The 19,892-nt window shown below is 73.3% G+C and carries 22 protein-coding genes; 11 read left to right on the top strand and 11 right to left on the bottom strand.

What is annotated here, in order from left to right:
- Positions 1-41: 41 nt before the first annotated feature.
- From NBZ85_RS10750 to NBZ85_RS10740, 3 genes are all read right to left on the bottom strand, one after another.
- Positions 42-851, bottom strand: a complete 810-nt coding sequence (locus tag NBZ85_RS10750; RefSeq protein ID WP_261556213.1) for a CBS domain-containing protein — start codon at positions 849-851, stop codon at positions 42-44.
- 84 nt (positions 852-935) lie between these two features.
- Positions 936-1,652 (bottom strand): TetR/AcrR family transcriptional regulator, encoded by a 717-nt coding sequence (locus tag NBZ85_RS32640; RefSeq protein WP_261556212.1) that lies wholly within the window; start codon positions 1,650-1,652, stop codon positions 936-938.
- 9 nt (positions 1,653-1,661) lie between these two features.
- Positions 1,662-3,149, bottom strand: coding sequence for a glycosyltransferase 87 family protein (locus NBZ85_RS10740; RefSeq protein ID WP_261556211.1), 1,488 nt, complete (start codon positions 3,147-3,149; stop codon positions 1,662-1,664).
- A 185-nt stretch (positions 3,150-3,334) separates the two neighbouring features.
- On the opposite strand from NBZ85_RS10740, the gene NBZ85_RS10735 reads away from it, so the two are divergent.
- Positions 3,335-4,591 (top strand): molybdopterin-dependent oxidoreductase, encoded by a 1,257-nt coding sequence (locus NBZ85_RS10735; protein ID WP_261561874.1) that lies wholly within the window; start codon positions 3,335-3,337, stop codon positions 4,589-4,591.
- Positions 4,588-5,157 (top strand): hypothetical protein, encoded by a 570-nt coding sequence (locus NBZ85_RS10730; RefSeq protein WP_261561873.1) that lies wholly within the window; start codon positions 4,588-4,590, stop codon positions 5,155-5,157. Before NBZ85_RS10735 ends, NBZ85_RS10730 begins: the two co-directional genes overlap by 4 nt.
- Before the next feature lie 141 nt (positions 5,158-5,298).
- Here NBZ85_RS10730 and NBZ85_RS10725 read toward each other — a convergent pair whose 3' ends face one another.
- Genes NBZ85_RS10725 through NBZ85_RS10715 form a run of 3 tightly spaced genes read right to left on the bottom strand, consistent with a single transcriptional unit; the run spans position 5,299 to position 7,459 of the window.
- On the bottom strand, positions 5,299-6,063 hold the full coding sequence (locus tag NBZ85_RS10725) for a class I SAM-dependent methyltransferase (RefSeq protein WP_261556208.1): 765 nt from the start codon (positions 6,061-6,063) through the stop codon (positions 5,299-5,301).
- Positions 6,057-6,761, bottom strand: a complete 705-nt coding sequence (locus NBZ85_RS10720) for a TIGR04282 family arsenosugar biosynthesis glycosyltransferase (RefSeq protein WP_261556207.1) — start codon at positions 6,759-6,761, stop codon at positions 6,057-6,059. Before NBZ85_RS10720 ends, NBZ85_RS10725 begins: the two co-directional genes overlap by 7 nt.
- Positions 6,758-7,459, bottom strand: a complete 702-nt coding sequence (locus NBZ85_RS10715) for a glycosyltransferase family 2 protein (RefSeq protein WP_261556206.1) — start codon at positions 7,457-7,459, stop codon at positions 6,758-6,760. The genes NBZ85_RS10720 and NBZ85_RS10715 overlap by 4 nt, the downstream gene beginning before the upstream one ends.
- A gap of 51 nt (positions 7,460-7,510) precedes the next feature.
- On the opposite strand from NBZ85_RS10715, the gene NBZ85_RS10710 reads away from it, so the two are divergent.
- Genes NBZ85_RS10710 through NBZ85_RS10700 form a run of 3 tightly spaced genes read left to right on the top strand, consistent with a single transcriptional unit; the run spans position 7,511 to position 10,673 of the window.
- On the top strand, positions 7,511-8,398 hold the full coding sequence (locus tag NBZ85_RS10710; protein WP_261556205.1) for a response regulator transcription factor: 888 nt from the start codon (positions 7,511-7,513) through the stop codon (positions 8,396-8,398).
- 31 nt (positions 8,399-8,429) lie between these two features.
- Positions 8,430-9,569 (top strand): sensor histidine kinase, encoded by a 1,140-nt coding sequence (locus NBZ85_RS10705; RefSeq protein ID WP_261556204.1) that lies wholly within the window; start codon positions 8,430-8,432, stop codon positions 9,567-9,569.
- Positions 9,570-9,629: 60 nt separating this feature from the next.
- The gene (locus NBZ85_RS10700) at positions 9,630-10,673 is read left to right on the top strand and encodes an NAD-dependent epimerase/dehydratase family protein (RefSeq protein WP_261556203.1); all 1,044 of its coding nucleotides are present in this window, start codon (positions 9,630-9,632) and stop codon (positions 10,671-10,673) included.
- On the opposite strand, the gene NBZ85_RS10695 is transcribed toward NBZ85_RS10700, so the two are convergent.
- Together NBZ85_RS10695 and NBZ85_RS10690 are read right to left on the bottom strand one after the other, a co-directional pair.
- Positions 10,578-11,507, bottom strand: a complete 930-nt coding sequence (locus NBZ85_RS10695; RefSeq protein ID WP_261556202.1) for a sulfite exporter TauE/SafE family protein — start codon at positions 11,505-11,507, stop codon at positions 10,578-10,580. The genes NBZ85_RS10700 and NBZ85_RS10695 overlap by 96 nt on opposite strands.
- 138 nt (positions 11,508-11,645) lie before the next feature.
- Positions 11,646-12,260: a pentapeptide repeat-containing protein gene (locus NBZ85_RS10690; RefSeq protein WP_261561872.1), complete on the bottom strand. Its 615-nt coding sequence runs from the start codon at positions 12,258-12,260 to the stop codon at positions 11,646-11,648.
- A gap of 265 nt (positions 12,261-12,525) precedes the next feature.
- Between NBZ85_RS10690 and NBZ85_RS10685 the strand changes: the two genes are divergently transcribed.
- Positions 12,526-14,016: an NAD(P)/FAD-dependent oxidoreductase gene (locus NBZ85_RS10685; protein WP_261556200.1), complete on the top strand. Its 1,491-nt coding sequence runs from the start codon at positions 12,526-12,528 to the stop codon at positions 14,014-14,016.
- Between the two features lie 114 nt (positions 14,017-14,130).
- On the opposite strand, the gene NBZ85_RS10680 is transcribed toward NBZ85_RS10685, so the two are convergent.
- Positions 14,131-14,580 carry a MarR family winged helix-turn-helix transcriptional regulator gene (locus tag NBZ85_RS10680; protein WP_261556199.1) on the bottom strand — a complete coding sequence of 150 codons (450 nt, stop codon included), beginning with the start codon at positions 14,578-14,580 and terminating at the stop codon, positions 14,131-14,133.
- A 371-nt stretch (positions 14,581-14,951) separates the two neighbouring features.
- On the opposite strand from NBZ85_RS10680, the gene NBZ85_RS10675 reads away from it, so the two are divergent.
- The 3 genes from NBZ85_RS10675 to NBZ85_RS10665 all read left to right on the top strand — a co-directional run bounded on the left by NBZ85_RS10675 (position 14,952) and on the right by NBZ85_RS10665 (position 16,587).
- On the top strand, positions 14,952-15,506 hold the full coding sequence (locus NBZ85_RS10675; protein WP_261561871.1) for a protein-tyrosine phosphatase family protein: 555 nt from the start codon (positions 14,952-14,954) through the stop codon (positions 15,504-15,506).
- A complete protein-coding gene (locus NBZ85_RS10670) occupies positions 15,478-15,867 on the top strand; it encodes a PPOX class F420-dependent oxidoreductase (protein WP_261556197.1) in 390 nt (129 codons plus the stop codon). Before NBZ85_RS10675 ends, NBZ85_RS10670 begins: the two co-directional genes overlap by 29 nt.
- Before the next feature lie 207 nt (positions 15,868-16,074).
- Positions 16,075-16,587, top strand: coding sequence for a DUF5666 domain-containing protein (locus tag NBZ85_RS10665; RefSeq protein ID WP_261556196.1), 513 nt, complete (start codon positions 16,075-16,077; stop codon positions 16,585-16,587).
- Positions 16,588-16,830: 243 nt separating this feature from the next.
- Here NBZ85_RS10665 and NBZ85_RS10660 read toward each other — a convergent pair whose 3' ends face one another.
- Entirely contained in the window at positions 16,831-17,106 is a 276-nt protein-coding gene (locus NBZ85_RS10660) for a hypothetical protein (protein ID WP_261556195.1), read from the bottom strand.
- Positions 17,107-17,457: 351 nt separating this feature from the next.
- Here NBZ85_RS10660 and NBZ85_RS10655 point away from each other — a divergent pair, with 351 nt between their 5' ends.
- Positions 17,458-18,306, top strand: a complete 849-nt coding sequence (locus NBZ85_RS10655) for a class I SAM-dependent methyltransferase (RefSeq protein ID WP_261556194.1) — start codon at positions 17,458-17,460, stop codon at positions 18,304-18,306.
- Between the two features lie 170 nt (positions 18,307-18,476).
- On the opposite strand, the gene NBZ85_RS10650 is transcribed toward NBZ85_RS10655, so the two are convergent.
- Entirely contained in the window at positions 18,477-19,265 is a 789-nt protein-coding gene (locus tag NBZ85_RS10650; protein ID WP_261556193.1) for a DNA glycosylase AlkZ-like family protein, read from the bottom strand.
- A gap of 67 nt (positions 19,266-19,332) precedes the next feature.
- On the opposite strand from NBZ85_RS10650, the gene NBZ85_RS10645 reads away from it, so the two are divergent.
- Entirely contained in the window at positions 19,333-19,773 is a 441-nt protein-coding gene (locus tag NBZ85_RS10645; protein ID WP_261556192.1) for a nitroreductase family deazaflavin-dependent oxidoreductase, read from the top strand.
- Positions 19,774-19,892 lie beyond the last annotated feature (119 nt).

Here is a 19,892-nt window from a genome sequence, read left to right as displayed (position 1 = left end):
ACCGCGACCACCAGACCGGAGCCCCACCAGACCGGAGCGATCTAGACCGGGGCCACTGGGCCGGCACCGCCCCGCAGGTGCTGGACCTCGGCGTCCGGGCCCGGGTAGACGAAGGTGGCATGACCTCCGTCGCCCCACCGGACGAGGTAGGGCGGGTCGCCGGCGGGCGAATGGACCTCCAGGATCTCGCCGCCGCACGGTGGCCGGTCGGGGTTCGGCGGCGACACGACCAGCCGGTCACCGACAGACGCGCGCCAGCGACCGAGGCGGGGCTCGGGCAGCCAGGTGACGGTCTTCGGGCCAGGCAGCCCACCCTCGTGGGAGGAACGCGGAATCTCGGCGGCCACCGCGGCGGCGAGATCCGCCAGTCCCGGCAGGTCCGCGAGCTCCGGCAGGTCCGCGAGCTCGGCCCGGGGCCGCAGGTCGGCGGGGGCAGACGCGGCGGGCGCGCCGGCCCGGGCGGCCCGGCCGGCCAGCACCGCGGCCGACGCCGGGGCCGCGACGACGTCGTCGAGCGCGATCAGGCCGACCACCCGGCCGTTGTCGGTGATCGGAAGCCGCCGGACGGTGTGCTCGCGGAACATCCGGACCACGTCGGCGGGGTCGGCATCCACATCCAAGGTGACGACGCCGCGGGTCATCACGGCCTCGATCCGGCCGTCGAAGGGGATACGCCGCCGCAGCGATCGCAGCGCCAGATCCCGGTCGGTGACGATCCCGACCAGGTCCTCGCCGTCCATGACCAGCAGTGATCCCACCCCCTGCACGTCCATCCGCCGGGCCGCCTCGACGATGGTCATCTCGCGGGACACTGTGACGGGCTTGTGACGGGGAAACCGCACACCGGCCATTGCTCCTCCTCCGCCCTGCGCGCCAATGCGCAGTCGTGTTCAGCTGTTGGCTGCTTCCAGCCTCCGGCATGAACAACGCCCAGGTCAGTGCCGTTCGACCCGTACCGGGACGCCGGAGGTCACCACTGCCGAGGCCGACCCGACCGGATACGGACGGACCGCGTCGGAAACGAGTGAGCGGATGTGGTCGAGGACGGTGTCGAGGGCGATCCGCAGCGGCGCCACCTCGCGGCGGGTCTGGGCGAGCAACAGTCCGCCCTGCACGGCGGCGAGCAGGGTGACGGCGAGCCGGTCCGGGTCCGCCTCGCCGCGCAGCTCCCCGCGGGCGCGCATGGCCGCGAGCCCGTCGCGGATGGCCGCCTCCCAGCGGGCGAACGCCGCCACCAGGGCCTCGCGCGCCACCGGATCGGCGCCGGCGAGCTCGCTGGCGAGCGACCCCAACGGGCAGCCGCCGCGCAGGCGCAGGTGGAGATCGACGAGCGTGTCCGCCCAGGCCGCCAGCCCCGCCAGGCTGTCCAGGCGGCTGAACTGCGGCTGCTGGAAGGTCAGCACGGCCTCGGTCTGGTAGGCGACCACGGCGCGGACCAGCGCGTTCTTGTCCGCGAAGTAGTGGTAGAGCTGCGAGCTGCTCACCGAGGCGGCGACGCGGACATCCTCGGTGCTGGTACCGGCGACGCCCCGCTCGTACATCAGCCCGGCGGCCGCCACGACGATCCGCGCCCGGCTGGCCTGGCCCTTACGGGTGAGCCGTCGACCATCCTCGCCGCCCGCACCGGCGGCGTCCGGGACGGGTGAGGTCACCGACGAACCCTACCTCTCTGGAACTGACACTCCAGAATCCAGCGGCAGCGCGGGGCGCTTTCGGCCACCGTCCCGGTTCACGGACGAGCCGGGGACGGCATACCGGCGGCGCAGGCCGGTCACGGCGAGGACGACGACGGCGGCGATTGAGTAGGAGGCCACCCGCAGGGTCCAGGCGTCGCCGGGCAGATCGGTGAACAGCGAGACGTAGACGGGGTAGGCGGCGGCGGCCACGGCCAGCCACTCCAGCCGCCCGGCGACGACGGCGAGCGCCGCAAGGAGCACGCCGTACCAGGGCTGCACCGGCGTGGCGACGAGGAACGCCGCGCCCACCGTCCACAGCGCAGCCCGTTCGGGCGGCACCCGGTCGGGATCGGTGCGCCACACGGCCACCGTCACCGCCGCAAGCACGGCCACCGCGACCGCCTTCGCCGCCGCCCCGCCGAGGTGCAGCACGCCGACGAGCAGCAGGAACCGCGCGCCCTGGCCGTAGCCCTCGGCGTCGAGATACTGCGGGAGGAAGCCGAGTACGCCGGTGCCGACGGCGAGCAGGTGCGGCAGGTACGCCAGCCCGACGACCCCCAGCGCGGCGCCGACCAGCGCGACCGGGCGGCGCCGGGCCGCGGCCGGCAGCAGCAACGCCGGATACAGCTTGACCGCGACCGCGGCGCCGAGCAGCGCCCCGGCCGCCGCCGCACGCCGTCGTGACGGCGGCACGGACTCCAGCGGCACCGGCGGCGGGTGGAGGCGGCGACGGGTGAGGACGGCGAGGCCGGCCAGCGCGAGCAGGGCGCCGAGGACGTCGACATGGGCGTCCGAGCCGATCTCCAGGCCGGCCAGCGGGGACAGCGCGTAGAACGCCGCGTACCGGGGGTCGCGGCCGCGGGCGATGAGCATCCGCATCAGCAGGCCGGTCAACGCCAGCGACAGCAGCGAACCGTAGAGCTGGAGCTTGTGCTCACGCGGCGGGCCGGGCAGGTAGTGCACGGCCGTGAAGTACGCCTGGGCCACCGGCGGGTAGATGGTGTGCGCGCGGGGGTAGTTGAGGCGGATGCAGTGCGGGCCGCGCTCGATCGCCGCGCAGCCGGCGGCATCGGGGAACAGCCACCGGTCGCGCAGCCCCGCCAGGTGCGGGTCCAGCGGGCCGTAGCGGTAGGGGTCGATGCCGGCGGCCTGAACCCGGCCGTCCCAGGCGTAGCGATACAGGTCGTCGGAGAGCTGGGGCGGACCGGTCGCCGCGACCGTGTGCACGGCGAGGATTCCGGCCAGCAGCAGGCCGGCGGCCGCCCGCCGGTTCGCCGAGCGCACCAGGAGCGCCGCCGTCGTGGCCCCGAGAACCCACCACAGCAGCACCCCGGGCAGCACACCTGCTCGGCTGGGCAGATAGCCGGGCATCGCGCGGACGGCGACCTGCGTGGCGAGCACCCCCGCCAGCCCGATGCCCGCGCCGACAACAGCACGGTCCGGACGGCTTCGCGGCACGGCGGCGGGCGGCATGCCCCGAGCCTCGCAGGCGAGCGGCGTGACGCCCGGGTGTCGCCCCTGGTTTCCTCGTTCCGTAATACCTGGATCAGGCGTCTTTCCGGCCGTGGCGACCTACGGTTCGTCTCGTGCGACAGTTTTCCCGGGTGCTCCGTACCGGCCGGCCGACCGGCGCAGTCCGCGTGGGCCGCGTGGGCCGCGTGCTTTCCGGGAGGCTGCCAAAGCCGCTGGCGGCGGTGCGCCGCGGCCCGCTGCGGGCCGGGGCGTTCCCGAGCACATTGCACGATCAGCGGATGGCGTCCCTGCTGGGCATTACGCTCGGAATCACCTTCGGAACGTGTTTCCTGACCGGGCTCGTGTCGCATTTTATGCAGCATCCACCGAACTGGCTGTCCTGGCCGGCCCGGCCGGTCTGGCTGTACCGGGTGACGCAGGGTCTGCACGTCACGACCGGTCTCGCCAGCGTCCCGCTGCTGCTGGTGAAGCTGTGGACGGTGTATCCACGGCTGTGGGAATGGCCGCCGGTACGGTCGGTCGCGCACGCCCTGGAACGGCTCACGATCGTGCCACTGATCACCGGATCGATCTTCCAGCTCGCGACCGGAATCGCCAACATCGCGCAGTGGTACCGGTTCCACTTCTTCTTCACTGTGACCCATTACTGGGTCGCCTGGATCACCATCGGCGCGCTGGTCGTACATATAGCGGCAAAACTGACGACCGTACGCGCGAACGTGGGCCGGAGACGCCACGAACGCATCCCCGGAACAGCCGTGTCAGCGGCGCTGGAAAGGACGGCCGGCGGGCAGGACCTCGAGGAGCAGGGGAACCTCGGGAACGGGCGAGACGGTGCGCCGCCGACCGGCGGCCTCACCCGCCGTGGGCTGGCGGTGGCGACCGGCACCGCGGCAGCCGTCATCGTCGTGACGACGGCCGGCCAGGCGGTTCCCGCGCTGGCGCCGCTCGACCTGCTCGCCCCCCGCCGGCCCGACCTTGGTCCGCAGCGGCTACCGGTGAACCGGACCGCACGAGCCGCCCGGGTAGCCGCCGTGGCCCGCGATCCCGGGTACCGCCTGGAGGTGGTCGGCACCCGCCGGGTCGGTTACAACCTCGCGCAGCTGCACGCGTTGCCCAGCCACACCGTGCGGCTGCCGATCACGTGCGTCGAAGGCTGGTCGGCGGACGCGACCTGGCACGGTCCGCGGCTGCGCGACCTGCTCGACGCCGCGCTCATCCCCGTCGACGCGACCGTCCGGGTCGAATCGCTGGAGGCCCGCGGCGGCTACCGGGCCAGCGAGGTGCGCCCCGCCCACGCCCGGGATCCGTTGACCCTCCTGGCCACCGGCCTCAACGGCGCCGACCTCGAGCTGGACCACGGCTACCCGGCCCGGCTCATCGCACCCGACCGGCCCGGCGTCCTGCAGACGAAGTGGGTGCACCGGGTGGTGATGCTTTGAACGCCGATGCCGATGCCGATGACGGGGCCGATGACGGGGCCGATGCCGATGACGGGGCCGGAGCCAGGACCGGATCCGGAGCCGGGCTGGGCGTCGGCGGGTTCGCCCTGCGCGTCGTGCTGGTGGCGGCGGGCCTCGCCGCACTGGGCTACGGCGTCGACGGTCTGCTGACGATGCCCCGGGCGACCCACCCGTCGAACGCCGCTGCCTGGCTGATCGGCGGGATCGTCATCCATGACGCGCTGCTCGTGCCCGGGGCCATGCTCGTGGGTTTCGCGTTGAGCCGCCTCGTCCGGGCGCCGTACCGCGCCGTCGCCCAGGGTGCGCTGATCGTCAGCGGAGCGGTGGCGCTGATGTCCCTGCCGCTTTGGCGCGGGTACGGCGGGTCCGTGGACAACCGGTCGGTGAACCCGCTGCCCTACGGCCGCAACCTGGCCATCGTCCTCGGCGCGGTCTGGGCTGGCGCCGCGCTCCTCATGATCAGCCGCGCCGTCCGGGTTCGTCGCACCGGCCGCACCGGCCGCACCGGCCGCACCGGCCGTCGGGATGCTCCCAAGGCCGGCTGACGGCCCGCGACAGGGTCCCGGGTGGCACCGTTCCCACACACGCCCCTGGTCTCGTCCACCTCACCGACCACCAGAAGTAACGATGGGCCTGACCCGGACCAACAAATCTTCGGTGGCCCGGAACGATCGGGCGGCGGCAACCTATGACTGGTCGCGGCGAAGGGCGACGAAGTGGCGCCCCGTGCTCTGCCAGGACCGGGCCACGAGCAGCCCGGCGGCCGGCGCGACGGCGGCGAGCTGGTCGACGCCGACCAGGCACCAGGCGAATGGCTTCGAGACGCGGCCGGCGGCGTCCTCCAACCGCAGCCGGACCGGCCCGGCGGGAGCCCCGGGCGGATCGACCTCGACGAGCGCGTGCCCGGTCGGGGCGAGCAGCTGCCGGGCGCGGCGCAGCAGCCGGACCGGATCGCCGCCGATGCCGATGTTGCCGTCGGCCAGCAGCAGCGCCGCCCAGCGGCCCTCGGCCGGAACCCGGCCGAAGACGTCCCGGCGCAGCGCGACCGCGCCCGCCTGCCGGGTAAGCCATACGGCCAGCGGTGCGACGTCGATGCCAAGCGCCGGGATCCCGCGGGCGGCGAGTGCCGCCACCAGCCGCCCCGGGCCGCAGCCCACGTCGAGCGTCGGACCGGCGCAGTGCCCCAGCAGGGACAGGTCCCCGGCGCTCAGCGCCATGCCGGCCTGCGCCGACGACATCCCGACCCCGAACCCGCTTCCGAGCCCGCTTTCGCTTCCGAGCCCGCTTTCGAGCCCGGTTGCGGTGGCGGGCGTGCCCCGCCAGCGGTCCACGGGCAGTGGGATGCGTCGCCCATCCGGATGGTGCGCCCACAGTCCGCCGGTGGCGGAGCGCAGTCCCGCCTCGTAGATGTCCGTGGGCTCCCACCCACCGTCCACCGAGGAGGTCAGCATGCCGCGGTCGGGCAGGCCCCGGGAACGTGCTGGCGGTCCCCGGTAGAACGCAACGCGGCGGCGAACCGGCTGTCGGGAACCAGTCGGGCGACCGCCTCGGCGTCGGCGATGGTGTCGACGTCGCGCAGCATCGGCAGCCCCGTCACCGCGAGGCCGGCGTTGACGAGCCGGGCCCGTTGGTGGGCGCCGGTGTCCGGGCGTGAGGTGGGGACGCCGCGCAGCAGGTTGCCGTCCGGTCGGGCCATCCCCAGTGCCCACCAGCCGCCGTCCGCCGCGGGCCCGAACACCGCGTCCGTGCGGCGCAGCGCGTCGCAGGCGGCGGCGAGCAGGTCGACGCTGAGCTGCGGGGTGTCCATGCCGATAAGCAGCGCCGGCGCGGGCTCGGCACCGCCCGGATAGTGGGCGGCGTCGAAGGCCGCGGCGAGGCGTGCGTCGAAGGGGCCGGGTGCCTGCGGCGCCACCGCCAGGGTGGGCCAGCCGCCGACGGCCGGCAGCCAGGGCCCCGGCGTCCCGTCGAGGACGAGCACGGGGCGCAGGTCGGTGAATCCGGGCCGGGCGGTGACCGCCGCGACGGCGGCGAGGGTGTCGGCGAGCGCCGCCGCCGCGACGGCAGCGGCCTGTTCCGGGCGCAGCGGCGGGGTGAGCCGGGTCTTCACCCGGCCGGGCACCGGCTCCTTCGCCATCACGAGCAGCCTCACCGGATGCTCCCCAGCAGCGCGGACATGTCCCGGGCGGCCCGGGCGGCGCCGAGCGGCGTGCCGGTGACCTTGGATCGACCGATCCGGGGGGTGTAGGCGACGTCCGTCTCGACGATGCGCCAGCCCGCCTGGGCGGCGCGTAGCAGCAGCTCCAGCGGGTAGCCGAAGCGGCGGTCCGCGATCGGCAGGCCGAGCAGGTCACCTCGCCGGGCGACCCGCATCGGCCCCAGGTCGCGCACCAGGACGCCGCGGCGGCGTAGGCGGTGGGCGACGGCGGCGTTGCCGAGCCGGGCGGGCGGTGGCCAGGCCCGCAGCGAGGTCGGGCGGCGCCGGCCGAGAACCAGATCGGCCCGGCCGGCCGTCGGGTCGGCCAGGTCGGCGGCGAGCAGGGCGACGAGATCGGGCAGGCGCGCCGGGTCGAGGGAGGCGTCGGCGTCGCACACGCAGACGACGTCGGCGTCTGCGGCGAGCAGTCCGGCGTGCACAGCCGCCCCGTAGCCGCGCTCGGGCACGTCCACGACGGTGGCGCCCCGGCCGCGGGCCACCGCGGGGGATCCGTCGCGCGACCCGTTGTCGGCGACGATCGCCCGGTAGCCGGCCGGGATCCGGTCGAGCACCCAGGGCAGCGCCCCGGCCTCGTCCAGGCAGGGCAGGACGACGTCGACCGACGTCCGGCTGCCGTTACTTTCCGTGAACATGGTCGGGACTGTAATGCCAGCCAACCATGATCGATCCTTACGGAACGAGGAATGACCTCGGCGGGCAGCGGCCTGCCGACCTGGCGCTTCGGCGAGGTGACGGCGGTCGCCGCGGTGCCGGCAGCGGCCGGTCCGGCACTGTGCCGAGGTGTCCCGACCCCCCACCGTCCGGGTGACATTACGAAGCGGGGAACGTTCGGGTCGAGCGGCGCGAGCCAGGGCGGACCCGCCTATGGTGGCCGCATGGCCCGCGTCCTCGTCGTCGATGACGATTCCCTCGTCGCCGAGGTCGTCGACCGCTACCTGCGCCACGCCGGCTTCGACGTCGACCGCGCCGCGGACGGCCCGGCCGCCCTGCGCACGGCCGGGGCCTGCCCGCCCGACCTCGTCGTCCTCGACCTGATGCTGCCCGGCATCGACGGCATCGAGGTCTTCCGCCGGCTCACGGCCCATCGACCCGTCCCGGTGATCATGCTGACCGCGCGGGCTGACGAGGCGGACCGTATCGCCGGCCTGGAGGTCGGCGCCGACGACTACGTGACCAAGCCGTTCTCCCCGCGGGAGCTGACCCTGCGGGTGCGCTCGGTGCTGCGGCGGGCGGCCGAGTCCGCCGCCGCCCCGGAGCTCGGCGTCCTGCGGGCCGGCGTCCTGGTCGTCGACCCGGCGGCGCGGACCGCGACCCGCCACGGGGTGCCCCTGGGCCTCACCGTCCGCGAGTTCGACCTGTTGGCCTTCCTGCTCCGCCGACCCGGCCACGCCTTCACCCGGGTCGAGCTGCTCGAGCAGGTGTGGGGATGGACCTACGGCGACCCGTCGACAGTGACCGTGCACATCCGCCGGCTGCGGGAGAAGATCGAGGACGATCCGACCGCCCCCCGCCTGCTCGTCACCGTGTGGGGCGTCGGATACCGCTACGACGCCGCGCCGGCGACGGGGTGAGCGACGCCGGGCAACCGAGCGCGGGGGTGGAATGAACGCGGAGCTGGAGGTCGCCGGGATCGCGCTGGGGTGCTCGACGGCCGCCGCCGTCAGCGGCGTGCCGCTGCTGCTCGCGCTGCGCCGCCGGCCGCTGTGGGCGATGGCCGCGGTGCTGTGCGTGTGGCCGATCGTCGCGGTCGTCGTGGGCGTCGTCGTCACGGCGCGGATGATGTTCCTCTCCGATCATGACCTGAGACTCGTTATGATCATTGTCGTGGTCTCGGCGGTGGTCGCCTCCGCGTTCGCGCTGCGCGTCGGGCGCCCGGTCGTGGCCGGGACCGGTGCCCTCACCCGGGCGGCGGCGACCCTCGGCGGACCCGGCTACTCCGGCGCCGGGCGCGTCCCGACGACGGAGCTCGCCACGCTCGCCGCCACGCTGGACGCCACGAACACCCGGCTGGTCGAGTCGCTCCAACGCGAACGGGCCCTGGAGGCGAGCCGCCGGGAGCTCGTCGCATGGATCAGTCATGACCTGCGGACCCCGCTGGCGGGGATCCGGGCGATGGCCGAGGCCTTCGAGGACGGCCTGATCACCGACGCCGAGACCACCGACCGCTACCACCGGCGGATGCTCACCGACGCGGAGCGGCTCACCGGAATGGTCGACGATCTGTTCGAGCTGGCCCGGTTGCAGGCCGGGGCGCTGCGGCTGAGTCTCGCGAAGGTACGCGTCGCCGACGTGGTGTCGGATGCGGTCGCCGCCGTCGATCCGATCGCGCGGGCCCGCGGGGTCGTCGTGCGCGGCGAGGCCGACGACCTCGGCTGCGTCGACGCCGATGCCGCCGAGGTCGGGCGGGCCCTGACGAACCTTCTGGTCAACGCCATCCGGCACACCCCCGACGACGGAACGGTGGAGGTCACCGCCACCATGGTCGCCGACCGGGCGCTGTTCGCGGTGGCGGACCGTTGCGGCGGCATCCCGCCGCAGGACCTGCCCCGGGTGTTCGACCTGGGTTTCCGTGGTGAGCCCGCGCGGACGCCGGGTGGCGACGACGATCCGCGCCAGCCGCGGATGCGCTCGGGCATCGGCCTGGCCATCGTGCGCGGGATCATCGAGGCGCACGGCGGCGCCGTCAGCGTGGACAACCAGGCCGATGGGTGCCGCTTCGTCGTCGCCCTCCCGACGTCCTGACGCCCCACCATCCGCAGTTCGTAAGGTCCTGCGGCCCTCGGTGCGGCTAGCGTCGGCGGCATGCGGGTTCTCGTCACCGGCGGCGCCGGTTTCATCGGCTCCCACGTCGTGGACGCGCTGGTCGCGGCCAGCGACGAGGTCAGGATCCTCGACGCGCTGTTGCCGGCGGTGCACCGGGGCGCGCCCGCGGTGAACGGCCACGCCGAGCTCGTCGTCGGTGACGTCACCAACCGCGGCCAGGTGGACGCCGCACTCGACGGGATCGACGTGGTCTGCCATCAGGCCGCGATGGTGGGTCTGGGGGTGGATCTCGACGATCTGCCCATGTACGCCACGAACAACGATCTCGGCACGGCCGTGCTGCTCGCCGCGATGGCCCGCGCCGGGATCGGCCGTCTCGTGCTGGCCAGCTCCATGGTCGTCTACGGCGAGGGCGGTTACAGCTGCCCGGATCATGGGGCGGTGCGCCCCGGCCCGCGGGTGCGCGCCGATCTGGATGCCGGGCGGTTCGAGCCGCCGTGCCCGCGCTGCCACCGGCAGCTCACGTCCGTCCCGGTCCGCGAGGACGCCCCGATCGATCCGCGCAACGTCTACGCGGCGACCAAGGTGGCCCAGGAGCATCTGGCCGCCGCCTGGGCCGGCGCGACCGGGGGCACCGTCATGGCCCTGCGCTACCACAACGTCTACGGGCCGCGGATGCCACGGGACACCCCGTACGCGGGCGTCGCGTCGATCTTCCGCAGCGCGCTGGCGGCCGGGCGGGCGCCGCAGGTGTTCGAGGACGGCGGCCAGGTGCGGGACTTCGTCCATGTCCACGACGTCGCGGGCGCCAACCTGCTGGCGGCGCGTGGCCCGGACCTGCCTGGACGGCTCACGCCCCTGAACATCGGCTCGGGGGCACCACACACCGTCGGGGACATGGCGGACGTGTTGGCCCGCGCCGTCGGCGGCCCGCCACCCGTCGTGACCGGAAGCTATCGGATCGGCGACGTGCGGCACATCGTCGCCTCATCTGCCGGCGCCGCCGAACTGCTCGGCTACCGGGCTCGGGTCGGTTTCGCCGCGGGGATGGCGGCGTTCGCCCACGACCCGCTGCGCGACTGAGATCCCCGCCGCGCCGAGTATCGCGACCAGGGCCCCGCCGAGCCAGGCTGTCGGCACACCGACCAGCTTCAGGCCGCTGAACGAGACCACGACGACGAGCGCGGGCCGGATGACCCGGCTGGTCGCCGGGCCGGCGGAGATCCGCGCTCCCAGGTAGACCCCGGGCAGGGAGCCGAGCAGCAACGAACCGGTCAGGCCGAGCTGGAAGTCACCGAACAGCAGGTGCCCCAGCGAGGCGGCGGCCACCAGGGGCACCGCCTGGGCGAGGTCGGTGCCGACGAGCTGGGAGGAGCGGATGCGTGGGTAAAGCCCGAGCAGCATCACGACGATGAGCGAACCGGAACCCACTGAGGTCAGCCCGACGACCAGCCCGCCGAGGGCGCCGATCAGGACGGTCGGCAGCGGGCGTGGCCGGATGTCGATCTCGCCCGCGGGCGCTGGCGGTCGTCCGCGGTCGACCAGGGATTTCACCAGCATGCCCGCCGCCGCGAGGACGAGCAGCGCCCCCATGGTGACCTTGATCCGCTCCTGGACGGCGTCCCCGTCACCGAGCGCCCGCAGGATCAGCACGCCGCTGAAGCCGGCCGGCACCGAGCCCAGGCACAGCCAGCCGACCAGGCCCCAGTGGACCGTGCCGCGGCGCAGGTGGACGGTGGCGCCGACCGGCTTCATCACCGCCGAGGCGACCAGGTCGCTGGACACGGCGGCGAGCGGCTGGACACCGAACAGCAGCACCAGCAGCGGCGTCATCAGCGCACCGCCGCCCATACCGGTCATCCCGACGACGACTCCGACGACGAAACCGGCGACCGTGATCAACGGATCGAGATCCATCCACCGCCGCCTTCCCCACGCGCCTGACCGGCATGGTGAGTAATGCCCGCGGGGGCGGCGGCAACCACATGACGGGCCGCCGACCTGCACCGACCTGCACCGACGGCCCGCCGCCGGGCTCTGTGAGCGACGCCTCGGTCAGTCGACCGTGAGGCCGAGCGCGGTCGCGATGATGATGGCCTGCCAGGAGTCGATGCGGGCGCCCCGCAGTGTGACGGCCAGCGGATCCAGCGCGGACAGGTCGCTGCCGCGCAGGTCGGCGCCGGACAGGTCGGCGCCGTCCCACAGCGCACCGGAAAGATCGTCGTCACGCAGCGTCGCACCGTCGCAGCGCGAACCGGTCAGGTCGGCCTCCCTCATCCGGACTCCGACGAAGGACGCGCGGCTCAGTTTTGCCCGCGACAGGCCAACAAAGGACCAATCCCCGCCGCCGACCTTCATGAGGTCGTACGTGCATCCGTCGAACAGGCTGCCGGTGAACTTGCACGCGTCGAAGCTCGTGTCGAAGAAGGAGCACCGGACGAAGACGCAGTTGATGAAAGCGGTATCCGAATAACTCGATGCGTTGAAGCGGACTCCGCGGAAGGTACACGAGTCCAGCACCGCGCCCGTGGTCGGCACCTCGGTCAGCTCGAGGTCGACGAAGGCCACGTGATCATGTGTCTGCCCAGACAGATCCCCACCGATCTCGGCCAGGGCGCGGACGGTATGGTCGACAGCGGGCGCCGACGGGCCGTATTTACGAGCCGGCACGCGGCACCTCCCCGGCGACCGGTAGCAGGGACCGGCCGCACTCGTCGATCAAGATCCGGGCTAAGCCTACCGCCCGCCACTGAGAGTGTGCTCCACGCCACATAGTCCGTGGCCGACGTTTCCGGCCCAGGGTGACGATGAACACGATCCAGCGGCCGGTATACGGCGGAAAATAGTTAGTGGAGACCGACGTGCTATCGGGGATAAGGTCTCCGCGGCGCCAACGGGCACCGCTGGGAGTCAAGAGGTTGAGCGGAGAAGGATCGTGAGCAAGGACAGCGCCCGCACAGGGCATGCCAACGAACCGGAACGGCTCGAGGGGCGGCAGAGCTCCCCGCACCGCGTAGTGATCATCGGCTCGGGCTTCGGGGGCCTGTTCACCGCGCAGGCTCTTCGCAAGGCGCCCGTCGAGATCACCCTCGTCGCAAAGACAACCCACCATCTCTTCCAGCCCCTGCTCTACCAGGTGGCCACCGGCATCCTGTCGGAGGGCGAGATCGCCCCGACCACCCGCGAGGTGCTCAGCCGGCAGGAGAACGCCCAGGTCGTCCTGGGCGACGTGACCACGATCGACGTGGCGGCGAAGACCGTCACGTCGCAGCTGCTCGGCCGGACCACGGTCCACCCCTACGACAGCCTCGTGGTCGCCGCCGGCGCCGGGCAGTCGTACTTCGGTAACGACCAGTTCGCCACCCATGCGCCGGGCATGAAGAGCATCGACGACGCCCTCGAGCTGCGCGGCCGGATCTTCGGCATGTTCGAGCTCGCCGAGGGCTCGACCGACCCCGCCGACATCGAGCGGCTGCTGACCTTCGTCGTCGTCGGCGCCGGCCCGACCGGCGTGGAGATGGCCGGCCAGATCGCCGAGCTGTCGCGGCGCACGCTGCGGCGCGACTTCCGCAGCATCGATCCCACCAAGGCCCGGGTGATCCTGCTCGACGCCGCGCCCGCCGTGCTTCCCCCCTTCGGCGAGCGGCTCGGCGCGAAGGCCGCCGACAAGCTGGAGAAGATCGGCGTCGAGGTGCAGCTCGGCGCCAAGGTCGTCAACGTCGACGCCACCGGCATCGACGTCGAGGACAGCGACGGCACCCGCCGGCGGATCGACTCGGTCTGCAAGGTCTGGGCCGCCGGCGTCGCCGCGAGCCCGCTCGGCAAGCAGCTCGCCGAGCAGACCGGCGCCGGCATCGACCGCGCCGGCCGCGTCGAGGTCCTCCCCGACCTCACCCTCCCGGGCCACCCGGAGATCTACGTCATCGGCGACATGATGAGCCTCAACCGGCTGCCGGGTGTCGCCCAGGTCGCGATCCAGGGCGGCCGGCACGCGGCGAAGGAGATCCGAGCCTGGGTCGCCGGCAAGCAGACCGGGCACCCGTTCAAGTACAACGACAAGGGCAGCATGGCCACCATCTCGCGCTTCAGCGCGGTGGCCAAGATCGGCAACATCCAGTTCAGCGGCTTCTTCGCCTGGCTGGTCTGGCTGGCCGTGCACCTCGTCTACATCATCGGCTTCAAGCACCGCCTGACCACCCTGCTGCACTGGACGGTGAGCTTCATCGGCCGGGGCAGGTCGGAGCGCACGGTCACCCAGCAGCAGATCTTCGCCCGCGCGGCGCTGGAGCGGCTCGGGGAGAACTTCGCCCCGTCGCTGCCGCCCAAGGCCGGCGATGCGCCGTCCTGGACGGGCGCGGCCCGCTCGCAGGTACCGCCGCAGCCGAACGCCACGGGCAGCGGAAGCCGGGAACCCTCCAGGGTCTGACCCGGCAGCCGAGTCACGCGCACCACGACCATCACGACCGCCCGGCGGGAGCGCTCCCGCCGGGCGGTCGTCGTCCTGTCCGGGCCCGTCTTCGGGATCCCGCGGAAACGGTCGTCAGGGGGCGGGGATCGCCTCGGCGGCCCGGCCGAGCAGCTCGCGCAGAGTCGCGAGCTCGGCGTCGGTGAACGCGGCGGCGAGCCGGTCCTCGACCTCGCGGGCTGCGGCGTCAGCCCGCCGGAACAGTGCGTGACCCGCCCGAGTCAGCCGGGTGACCAGCACCTGGGCGTGCACCTCGGACGGCTGGCGCTCGATCAGCCCCTTCGCCTCCAGGCCGGCCAGGACGACGGCCATCGTCTGCGGCGTGACATGGCATTCCCGGGCGGCCCGCGCACCGGAGATGCCCGGCGCCGCGGCGATTGCGAACATCGCGGCGTACTGCGGGACGGTGAGGCCGAACGGCCGCAGAACCCGGGTCTTCTCGGCGATGAGCACCTGCTCGGCCCGCTTGATCGCCAGCCCGAGGCGCTCGGCTCCGGCGTCGACCGGGCGTGGTCTGGCGGCCACGGTCCTCACTGCGCCCGCTCGGCTCGGCTGGGGTGGGCGACCCCGGATGGCCAGAACGGCCATCCTCGTCCGAGGCTACCGCGGATCCACGAACCCATGACTGCTGCGCGGGCCTCTGACCGATCCGCCGCCCACCGTCCCGGGCAGCATCGGGCCTGCCACCATGCGACCGTCCGGGCCAGTGGTCTCCACCTCCGAGGGGGTCGGGCCATCCCCCACCGGTGTCGATTCCGTTCATGCCGATCCGGCCGCGGCCGGTCCGGGCTCGCCGGTAACAGGCCTGGCCGCGCCATCGTCGTCCGGACCGATCCGATCCGGCGAGGGCTCTGGCAGCCCCCGGCGTCGACCCCGGACGCGTACGCTTCGACCGCATGGGCGACGGCCATGTAGGCGACAGCGGCACGCCGCTGCGAGGAGCAATCCTACTGCCCGATGGCGGCTGGATCCGGCCCCGCGGGCTGCGTCACCCGCCGCCGTCCGGCCCGTCCCCCGAACGCGGCCTCTACCTGGGCGGCGCACGCCTGCGCCGGCGGCACGACGGAATGCTGACCTGGCCGCACGAGTGGGTCGAATGGCCGGACTTCCTCCTCCCGCGGGATCCGGTGGCGACGGCCGCGCGCATACGCACGCTGCACGCGCATACGCGGACGTCCGGCCGGATCGAGATCGCCTGCGGCGGCGGGGTCGGCCGCACCGGGACCGTGCTCGCCTGCCTCGCCGTGCTGGCCGGCCTGCCCCCCGCCGACGCCGTCGCCTGGACCCGCGCGCACCATCACCCGCGGGCCATCGAGACCCCCTGGCAGCGCCGCTGGGTCCACCGGTTCCCCAGCCTCCTTAGGCCTCCGGAAGGGCAAGGCCGCCGGGCAAACCATCAGGGTACTGATATACCATCGAGGTATGACAGTCATCCCCGAGAGCCATCGTGATCTGCTCGAGCGGCCCCTGTTCGGGCACCTCGCCACGGTCCGGCCGGACGGCACCCCCCAGGTGAACCCGATGTGGGTGCTCTGGGACGGCACGTTCCTGTGGTTCACGAACACCACGACCCGGCAGAAGTACCGCAACGTGACGGGGACCCCGCAGGTGGCGGTGTCCGTCAACGATCCCGAGGCGCCCTACCGTTACCTGGAGATCCGCGGCGTCGTCGAGCGGATCGACCCCGATCCGAACGCCGAGCTGTTCATGCGGCTTGCCGACCGTTACTCGATGAAGCTCGACGGGCCGCCCTCGGACGCGCCGCACCGGGTGGCCTACGCGGTCCGGCCGACAGCGGTCAGCTTTCAGTAATCCGTCCGCCACCGCGATCGGCAGGACCGTCCGTCTACATCCTTTCCCCACCGCGTTCCGATCTCGTTCACATCTGGCCGCCGCACTGTGGTGCCGCCAGCGCGCCGCAGCGGCGCGCTACGCCTGCCCGGACGGCAACCTCGGGTCCCCATACTCGGGCGATCCGGACGTGGCGTGACGGGCACAGGCAGGGAAAGGACAGCACAGATGCGCAGCTTCCTGACGGGACGGATCGGCGTAGGTCTGGCAGCGACGGGTCTGCTCGGGCTCGGGCTGGGGGTCGGCCTCGGGTTCAGTGGCACGGCCGCGTCCGCCGCACCAGCACCGGCGGCACCGGCGGCACCGGCGGCGGACACCTCCTCGGCGGCGCGGTCGGTTCACGGCGACCATCCGAGGCTGGCCGAGGCTCGCCTGCGCCTGCGTGAGAGCAGGCTTGCGAGTCACGGCCTGCACGGCGAGGCGACGATCAAGACGGACAAGGGCTACCAGGTCGTCGACGGGCAGCGCGGCAAGATCACCGCGATCACCGCCGCGTCGATCAGCCTCACCAGCGAGGACGGCTTCGCCGCCACGTATGTGATCAACGGCGACACCAGGTTCCGCGTCGGCGGGAAGGCCGCGAAGATCGCCGACTTCCACCAGGGTGCGCAGGTCGCCGTCGGCGCCACGGTCGCGGACGGCACCCGCACGGCGACGTCCGTCACCGGTCCCAAGGGCTGACGTTCCCCGACGGTCACGCGGGCGGCGCCGGTCACGCGGGCGGCGTCGGTCCGCCGTCCACCGGGTGTCCCGGCTTACCCGGCCGTCCGCCGGTGCCGGGCGGGTCCGGTGCCCGGACCAGACGGCACCGCGGGCACTCCGCGCCGGGCCGCAGCGTCGTTTTCAGGCCCGGCCGGGGTTGGCGGCCCCGATGCTCCGGGCACCGCAGGTAGAGAAAGTCCGCCTGCACCGGAAGAGGCTTTTTCATGGCGGCGAAACCTTGCCGTTTCCGCCGCATTCCCGGCATTTGATGTTGGCATCGCCGTCGAAGAGCCCGTCGGTGTCGATCTCGGCCTGCGGGCGGGTCTGGTACCGCGTCCCGTTACAGGACGGGCAGGTCATGAGGCCCAGGACGAGCTGCTCGTCGGGCGGCCGGAAGTACCGGCTCGATCTCTTGCGCTCTCTCGCCACGAGATCGAGGGTGCCCGGCGCACCGAACTCCGTCCAGGCCGTCCGGCCGACGGCAAACGGATGGGACAACACGTCACCCGGCCGTCCAGCGGTTTACTCATTGCACGTCTCGTGCTTTTGATCGGTCATGCGCCGACCTCGGACGATTTTTCCCGCCGCCGGTTACGGGCAGCCCGGCGGACCCGCTGGGAGGCCCCGCGAGGGCCTCACGAGGGCCCCGCGAGCCAGGGGGGAAGTTCACGTTCGTCCCGGTCTCAATACGATAACCGATTGACCGATCAGATCCATCACGACAGCCGCCGCGCGGTACGAAAATCCCGCCTGGCGATTCGGTACCTCCGGCCGTCCCGGCCCGGGCCCGCCAGCAGGCGGCACGGGCGCGCAGCGGCGCCGCGGGCGCCGGGAGAAGGACGAGGCAGGATGATCGACGGCGACGCCCGCGCACGGACCGACGCCCACGTACGCACCAACCGGGCCCGTTGGAACGAGATCTCCGACGACTACCAGCGGGTGAACGCCCCGCAGATCCGCCGGCAGGCGTTCACCGGCGACATCTCCTGGGGGTTGTGGGCGATCCCGGAGTCCAGCCTCGACGTGCTGGGCGAGGTCGCCGGGCGGGACGTGCTGGAGATGGGGTGCGGCGGGGGGCAGTGGTCGACGGCGCTGGTCCGCCGGGGCGCCCGCGCCGTCGGGCTCGACCTGTCGGAACGGCAGCTGCAGCACAGCCGCAAGCTCGCCGCGGACACCGGGCTGACTTTCCCGCTGGTGCAGGCGAGCGCGGAGTCGGTGCCCTTCGCCGACGAGTCGTTCGACATCGTCTTCGCCGATCACGGAGCGTTCTGCTTCGCCGACCCGATGCGGGCGATGCCGGAGGCGGCGCGGGTGCTGCGACCGGGTGGCCTGCTGGCGTTCAGCCACGTCAGCCCGATCTACGAGATCACCGTGCGGCCGGGCCGGGACACCCCCGGCACCCGGCTGACCCGGGACTACTTCGCGCTGCGCCTGCTGACCGAAGCGGACGGCCTGGTCAGCGCGAACCTGCCCTACGGCGCGTGGATCAGGTTGTTCCGGGACTGCGGACTGATCATCGAGGATCTGCTGGAGCCCCGCCCGTCGGCGCCGGTGTACTCGGGCGAGCAGGTGTACGACGTGGAGGCCGCGGACGGCTCGACCCGGGACCGCGCCGAGCAGCCCGAGCGGGCCGACGAGGCGTGGGCCCGGCGGTGGCCGTCCGAGTGCATCTGGCGCCTGCGCAAACCGGCGCTTTGACCGAGTCGGGCGGCATCGACACCGACGGGATCGACACCGACGGGATCGACACCGGGTTGCTGGCCGGCATGGCGCGGCTGGCCCGGCTGCACCGCGACCCGGTCGGCCGCCCCGAGCTGGCCATGCTGCCCCCGGGATGCGCCCGACCTGACGCGCCCCTCCCGGAGTGCTCAGGTGGGGCGGGGAGCCAGGAAGCGCCGCACGTCCGCGGCCTCGTCGCGCAGCGCCGCGGCGACCGCCGGCCCCCAGACCGGCGGGTCGGTGAACGGCGCCAGCTCGACGCGGCCGGCGGGCATCGACCAGGTCCCCGCCGCCTGCCCGTCGACGAGGATCACGGGCCGGAAGATGCCGTTGCTGGTGACGACCCGGCCGGCCGCGCCGACCCCGTCCCGCCCGTACCAGCCGTGCAGGACGGGGTCGAACAGCCCGAGCAGCCGCGGCGCCGGCAGGCCCGGTCCCGGGCCCTCGCCGCGGGGCAGGTCGAGCCGGCCGTCCGGCCATGTCACCAGGTCGGCGGCGACGGCGGCGAGGCCGCGGCGGGCGTCGCGCAGTGGCAGGCCCACCCAGCGGGCCAGATCGCGATCGTCGGCCGGGCCGTGCCCGGCGAGGTAGCGGCGGCCCAGCTCAGCGAGGGCGGCATCCCGGTCGAACGCCCACGGCGGCGGGCCGAGCCAGTCGCGGACCAGAACGTAGGCCTGCTCGCCGGCGACGACGGGTCCGCGCACGACGAGGCCCCGCACCGAGGCGACGATGAGCAGGTAGACCATGGCCTGCCCGGCCGTCGGAACCCCGGCCGCGTCGACCCGTTCCCGCAGTTCAGCGCGCGACAGGGGGCCTTCGTCGGTGAGAGCGCGTTCGATTCGGACGACGCCGCGCTCGGCGGCGTCCGGCGAGACGCCCTTCTGCGCCAGCCGGGCCGCGACGAGGCCGCCGCCGTCCGCCATCTGTGCCGTCGCCATCGGGCCAGCCTGGCAGCCGGCCTGGCGACAAGGTCACGGCGGTACCCGGTGGTGTTGACTGGTACGCATGCCACTCACCGGAGAGTACGAGCCGAGTACCCAGCAGTGGGTCCGTGACCAGGTCGAGGAATACGAAGGCTCCGGCGGTACGCGGGGCACGACCATGCGCGACCTGCCGGTCATCATCCTGACCACTCGCGGGGCGAAGTCCGGCAAGATCCGCAAGACGCCGCTGATGCGGGTCGAGCACGACGGCGCCTACGCGGTGGTCGCCTCCCTCGGCGGCGCGCCCAAGCACCCCGTCTGGTACTACAACATCCTCGGCGACCCGCACGTCGAGCTCCAGGACGGCCCGGTCCGGCGCGACTACGTCGCCCGCGAGGTCACGGGCGACGAGAAGGCCCAGTGGTGGGAGTACGCCGTGGCCGCGTACCCGGACTACGCCGACTACCAGCGCAAGACCGAGCGCGAGATCCCGGTCTTCGTGCTCGAACCCACCGCGGACTGACCCACCCCCGCCGGCCGGCGCACCCGGCGGCTCACGGCGCACGACCACGCCGAGACGCACCCGGCCGGCGGGACCAGCGAGGCCGGCCGGGCCTCGACCCGCCCCGCGGCCCCCACGAT

It is taken from the genome of Frankia tisae (genome assembly GCF_025403405.1).
Taxonomy (GTDB): domain Bacteria; phylum Actinomycetota; class Actinomycetes; order Frankiales; family Frankiaceae; genus Frankia; species Frankia tisai.
This window is presented reverse-complemented; position numbering and strand designations above follow the sequence as displayed.

What these genes read in the sequence shown, in the direction of transcription:
- NBZ85_RS10700 (WP_261556203.1), top strand. Translation starts at nt 9,630, where the DNA reads ATGCGGGTTCTCGTCACCGGCGGCGCCGGTTTCATCGGCTCCCACGTC.
- NBZ85_RS10665 (WP_261556196.1), top strand. Translation starts at nt 16,075, where the DNA reads ATGCGCAGCTTCCTGACGGGACGGATCGGCGTAGGTCTGGCAGCGACG.
- NBZ85_RS10670 (WP_261556197.1), top strand. Translation starts at nt 15,478, where the DNA reads ATGACAGTCATCCCCGAGAGCCATCGTGATCTGCTCGAGCGGCCCCTG.
- NBZ85_RS10740 (WP_261556211.1), bottom strand. Translation starts at nt 3,149, where the DNA reads ATGCCGCCCGCCGCCGTGCCGCGAAGCCGTCCGGACCGTGCTGTTGTC.
- NBZ85_RS10675 (WP_261561871.1), top strand. Translation starts at nt 14,952, where the DNA reads ATGGGCGACGGCCATGTAGGCGACAGCGGCACGCCGCTGCGAGGAGCA.
- NBZ85_RS10645 (WP_261556192.1), top strand. Translation starts at nt 19,333, where the DNA reads ATGCCACTCACCGGAGAGTACGAGCCGAGTACCCAGCAGTGGGTCCGT.
- NBZ85_RS10750 (WP_261556213.1), bottom strand. Translation starts at nt 851, where the DNA reads ATGGCCGGTGTGCGGTTTCCCCGTCACAAGCCCGTCACAGTGTCCCGC.
- NBZ85_RS10705 (WP_261556204.1), top strand. Translation starts at nt 8,430, where the DNA reads ATGAACGCGGAGCTGGAGGTCGCCGGGATCGCGCTGGGGTGCTCGACG.
- NBZ85_RS10655 (WP_261556194.1), top strand. Translation starts at nt 17,458, where the DNA reads ATGATCGACGGCGACGCCCGCGCACGGACCGACGCCCACGTACGCACC.
- NBZ85_RS10710 (WP_261556205.1), top strand. Translation starts at nt 7,511, where the DNA reads ATGACCTCGGCGGGCAGCGGCCTGCCGACCTGGCGCTTCGGCGAGGTG.
- NBZ85_RS10715 (WP_261556206.1), bottom strand. Translation starts at nt 7,459, where the DNA reads ATGTTCACGGAAAGTAACGGCAGCCGGACGTCGGTCGACGTCGTCCTG.
- NBZ85_RS10695 (WP_261556202.1), bottom strand. Translation starts at nt 11,507, where the DNA reads ATGGATCTCGATCCGTTGATCACGGTCGCCGGTTTCGTCGTCGGAGTC.
- NBZ85_RS10650 (WP_261556193.1), bottom strand. Translation starts at nt 19,265, where the DNA reads ATGGCGACGGCACAGATGGCGGACGGCGGCGGCCTCGTCGCGGCCCGG.
- NBZ85_RS10725 (WP_261556208.1), bottom strand. Translation starts at nt 6,063, where the DNA reads ATGCTGACCTCCTCGGTGGACGGTGGGTGGGAGCCCACGGACATCTAC.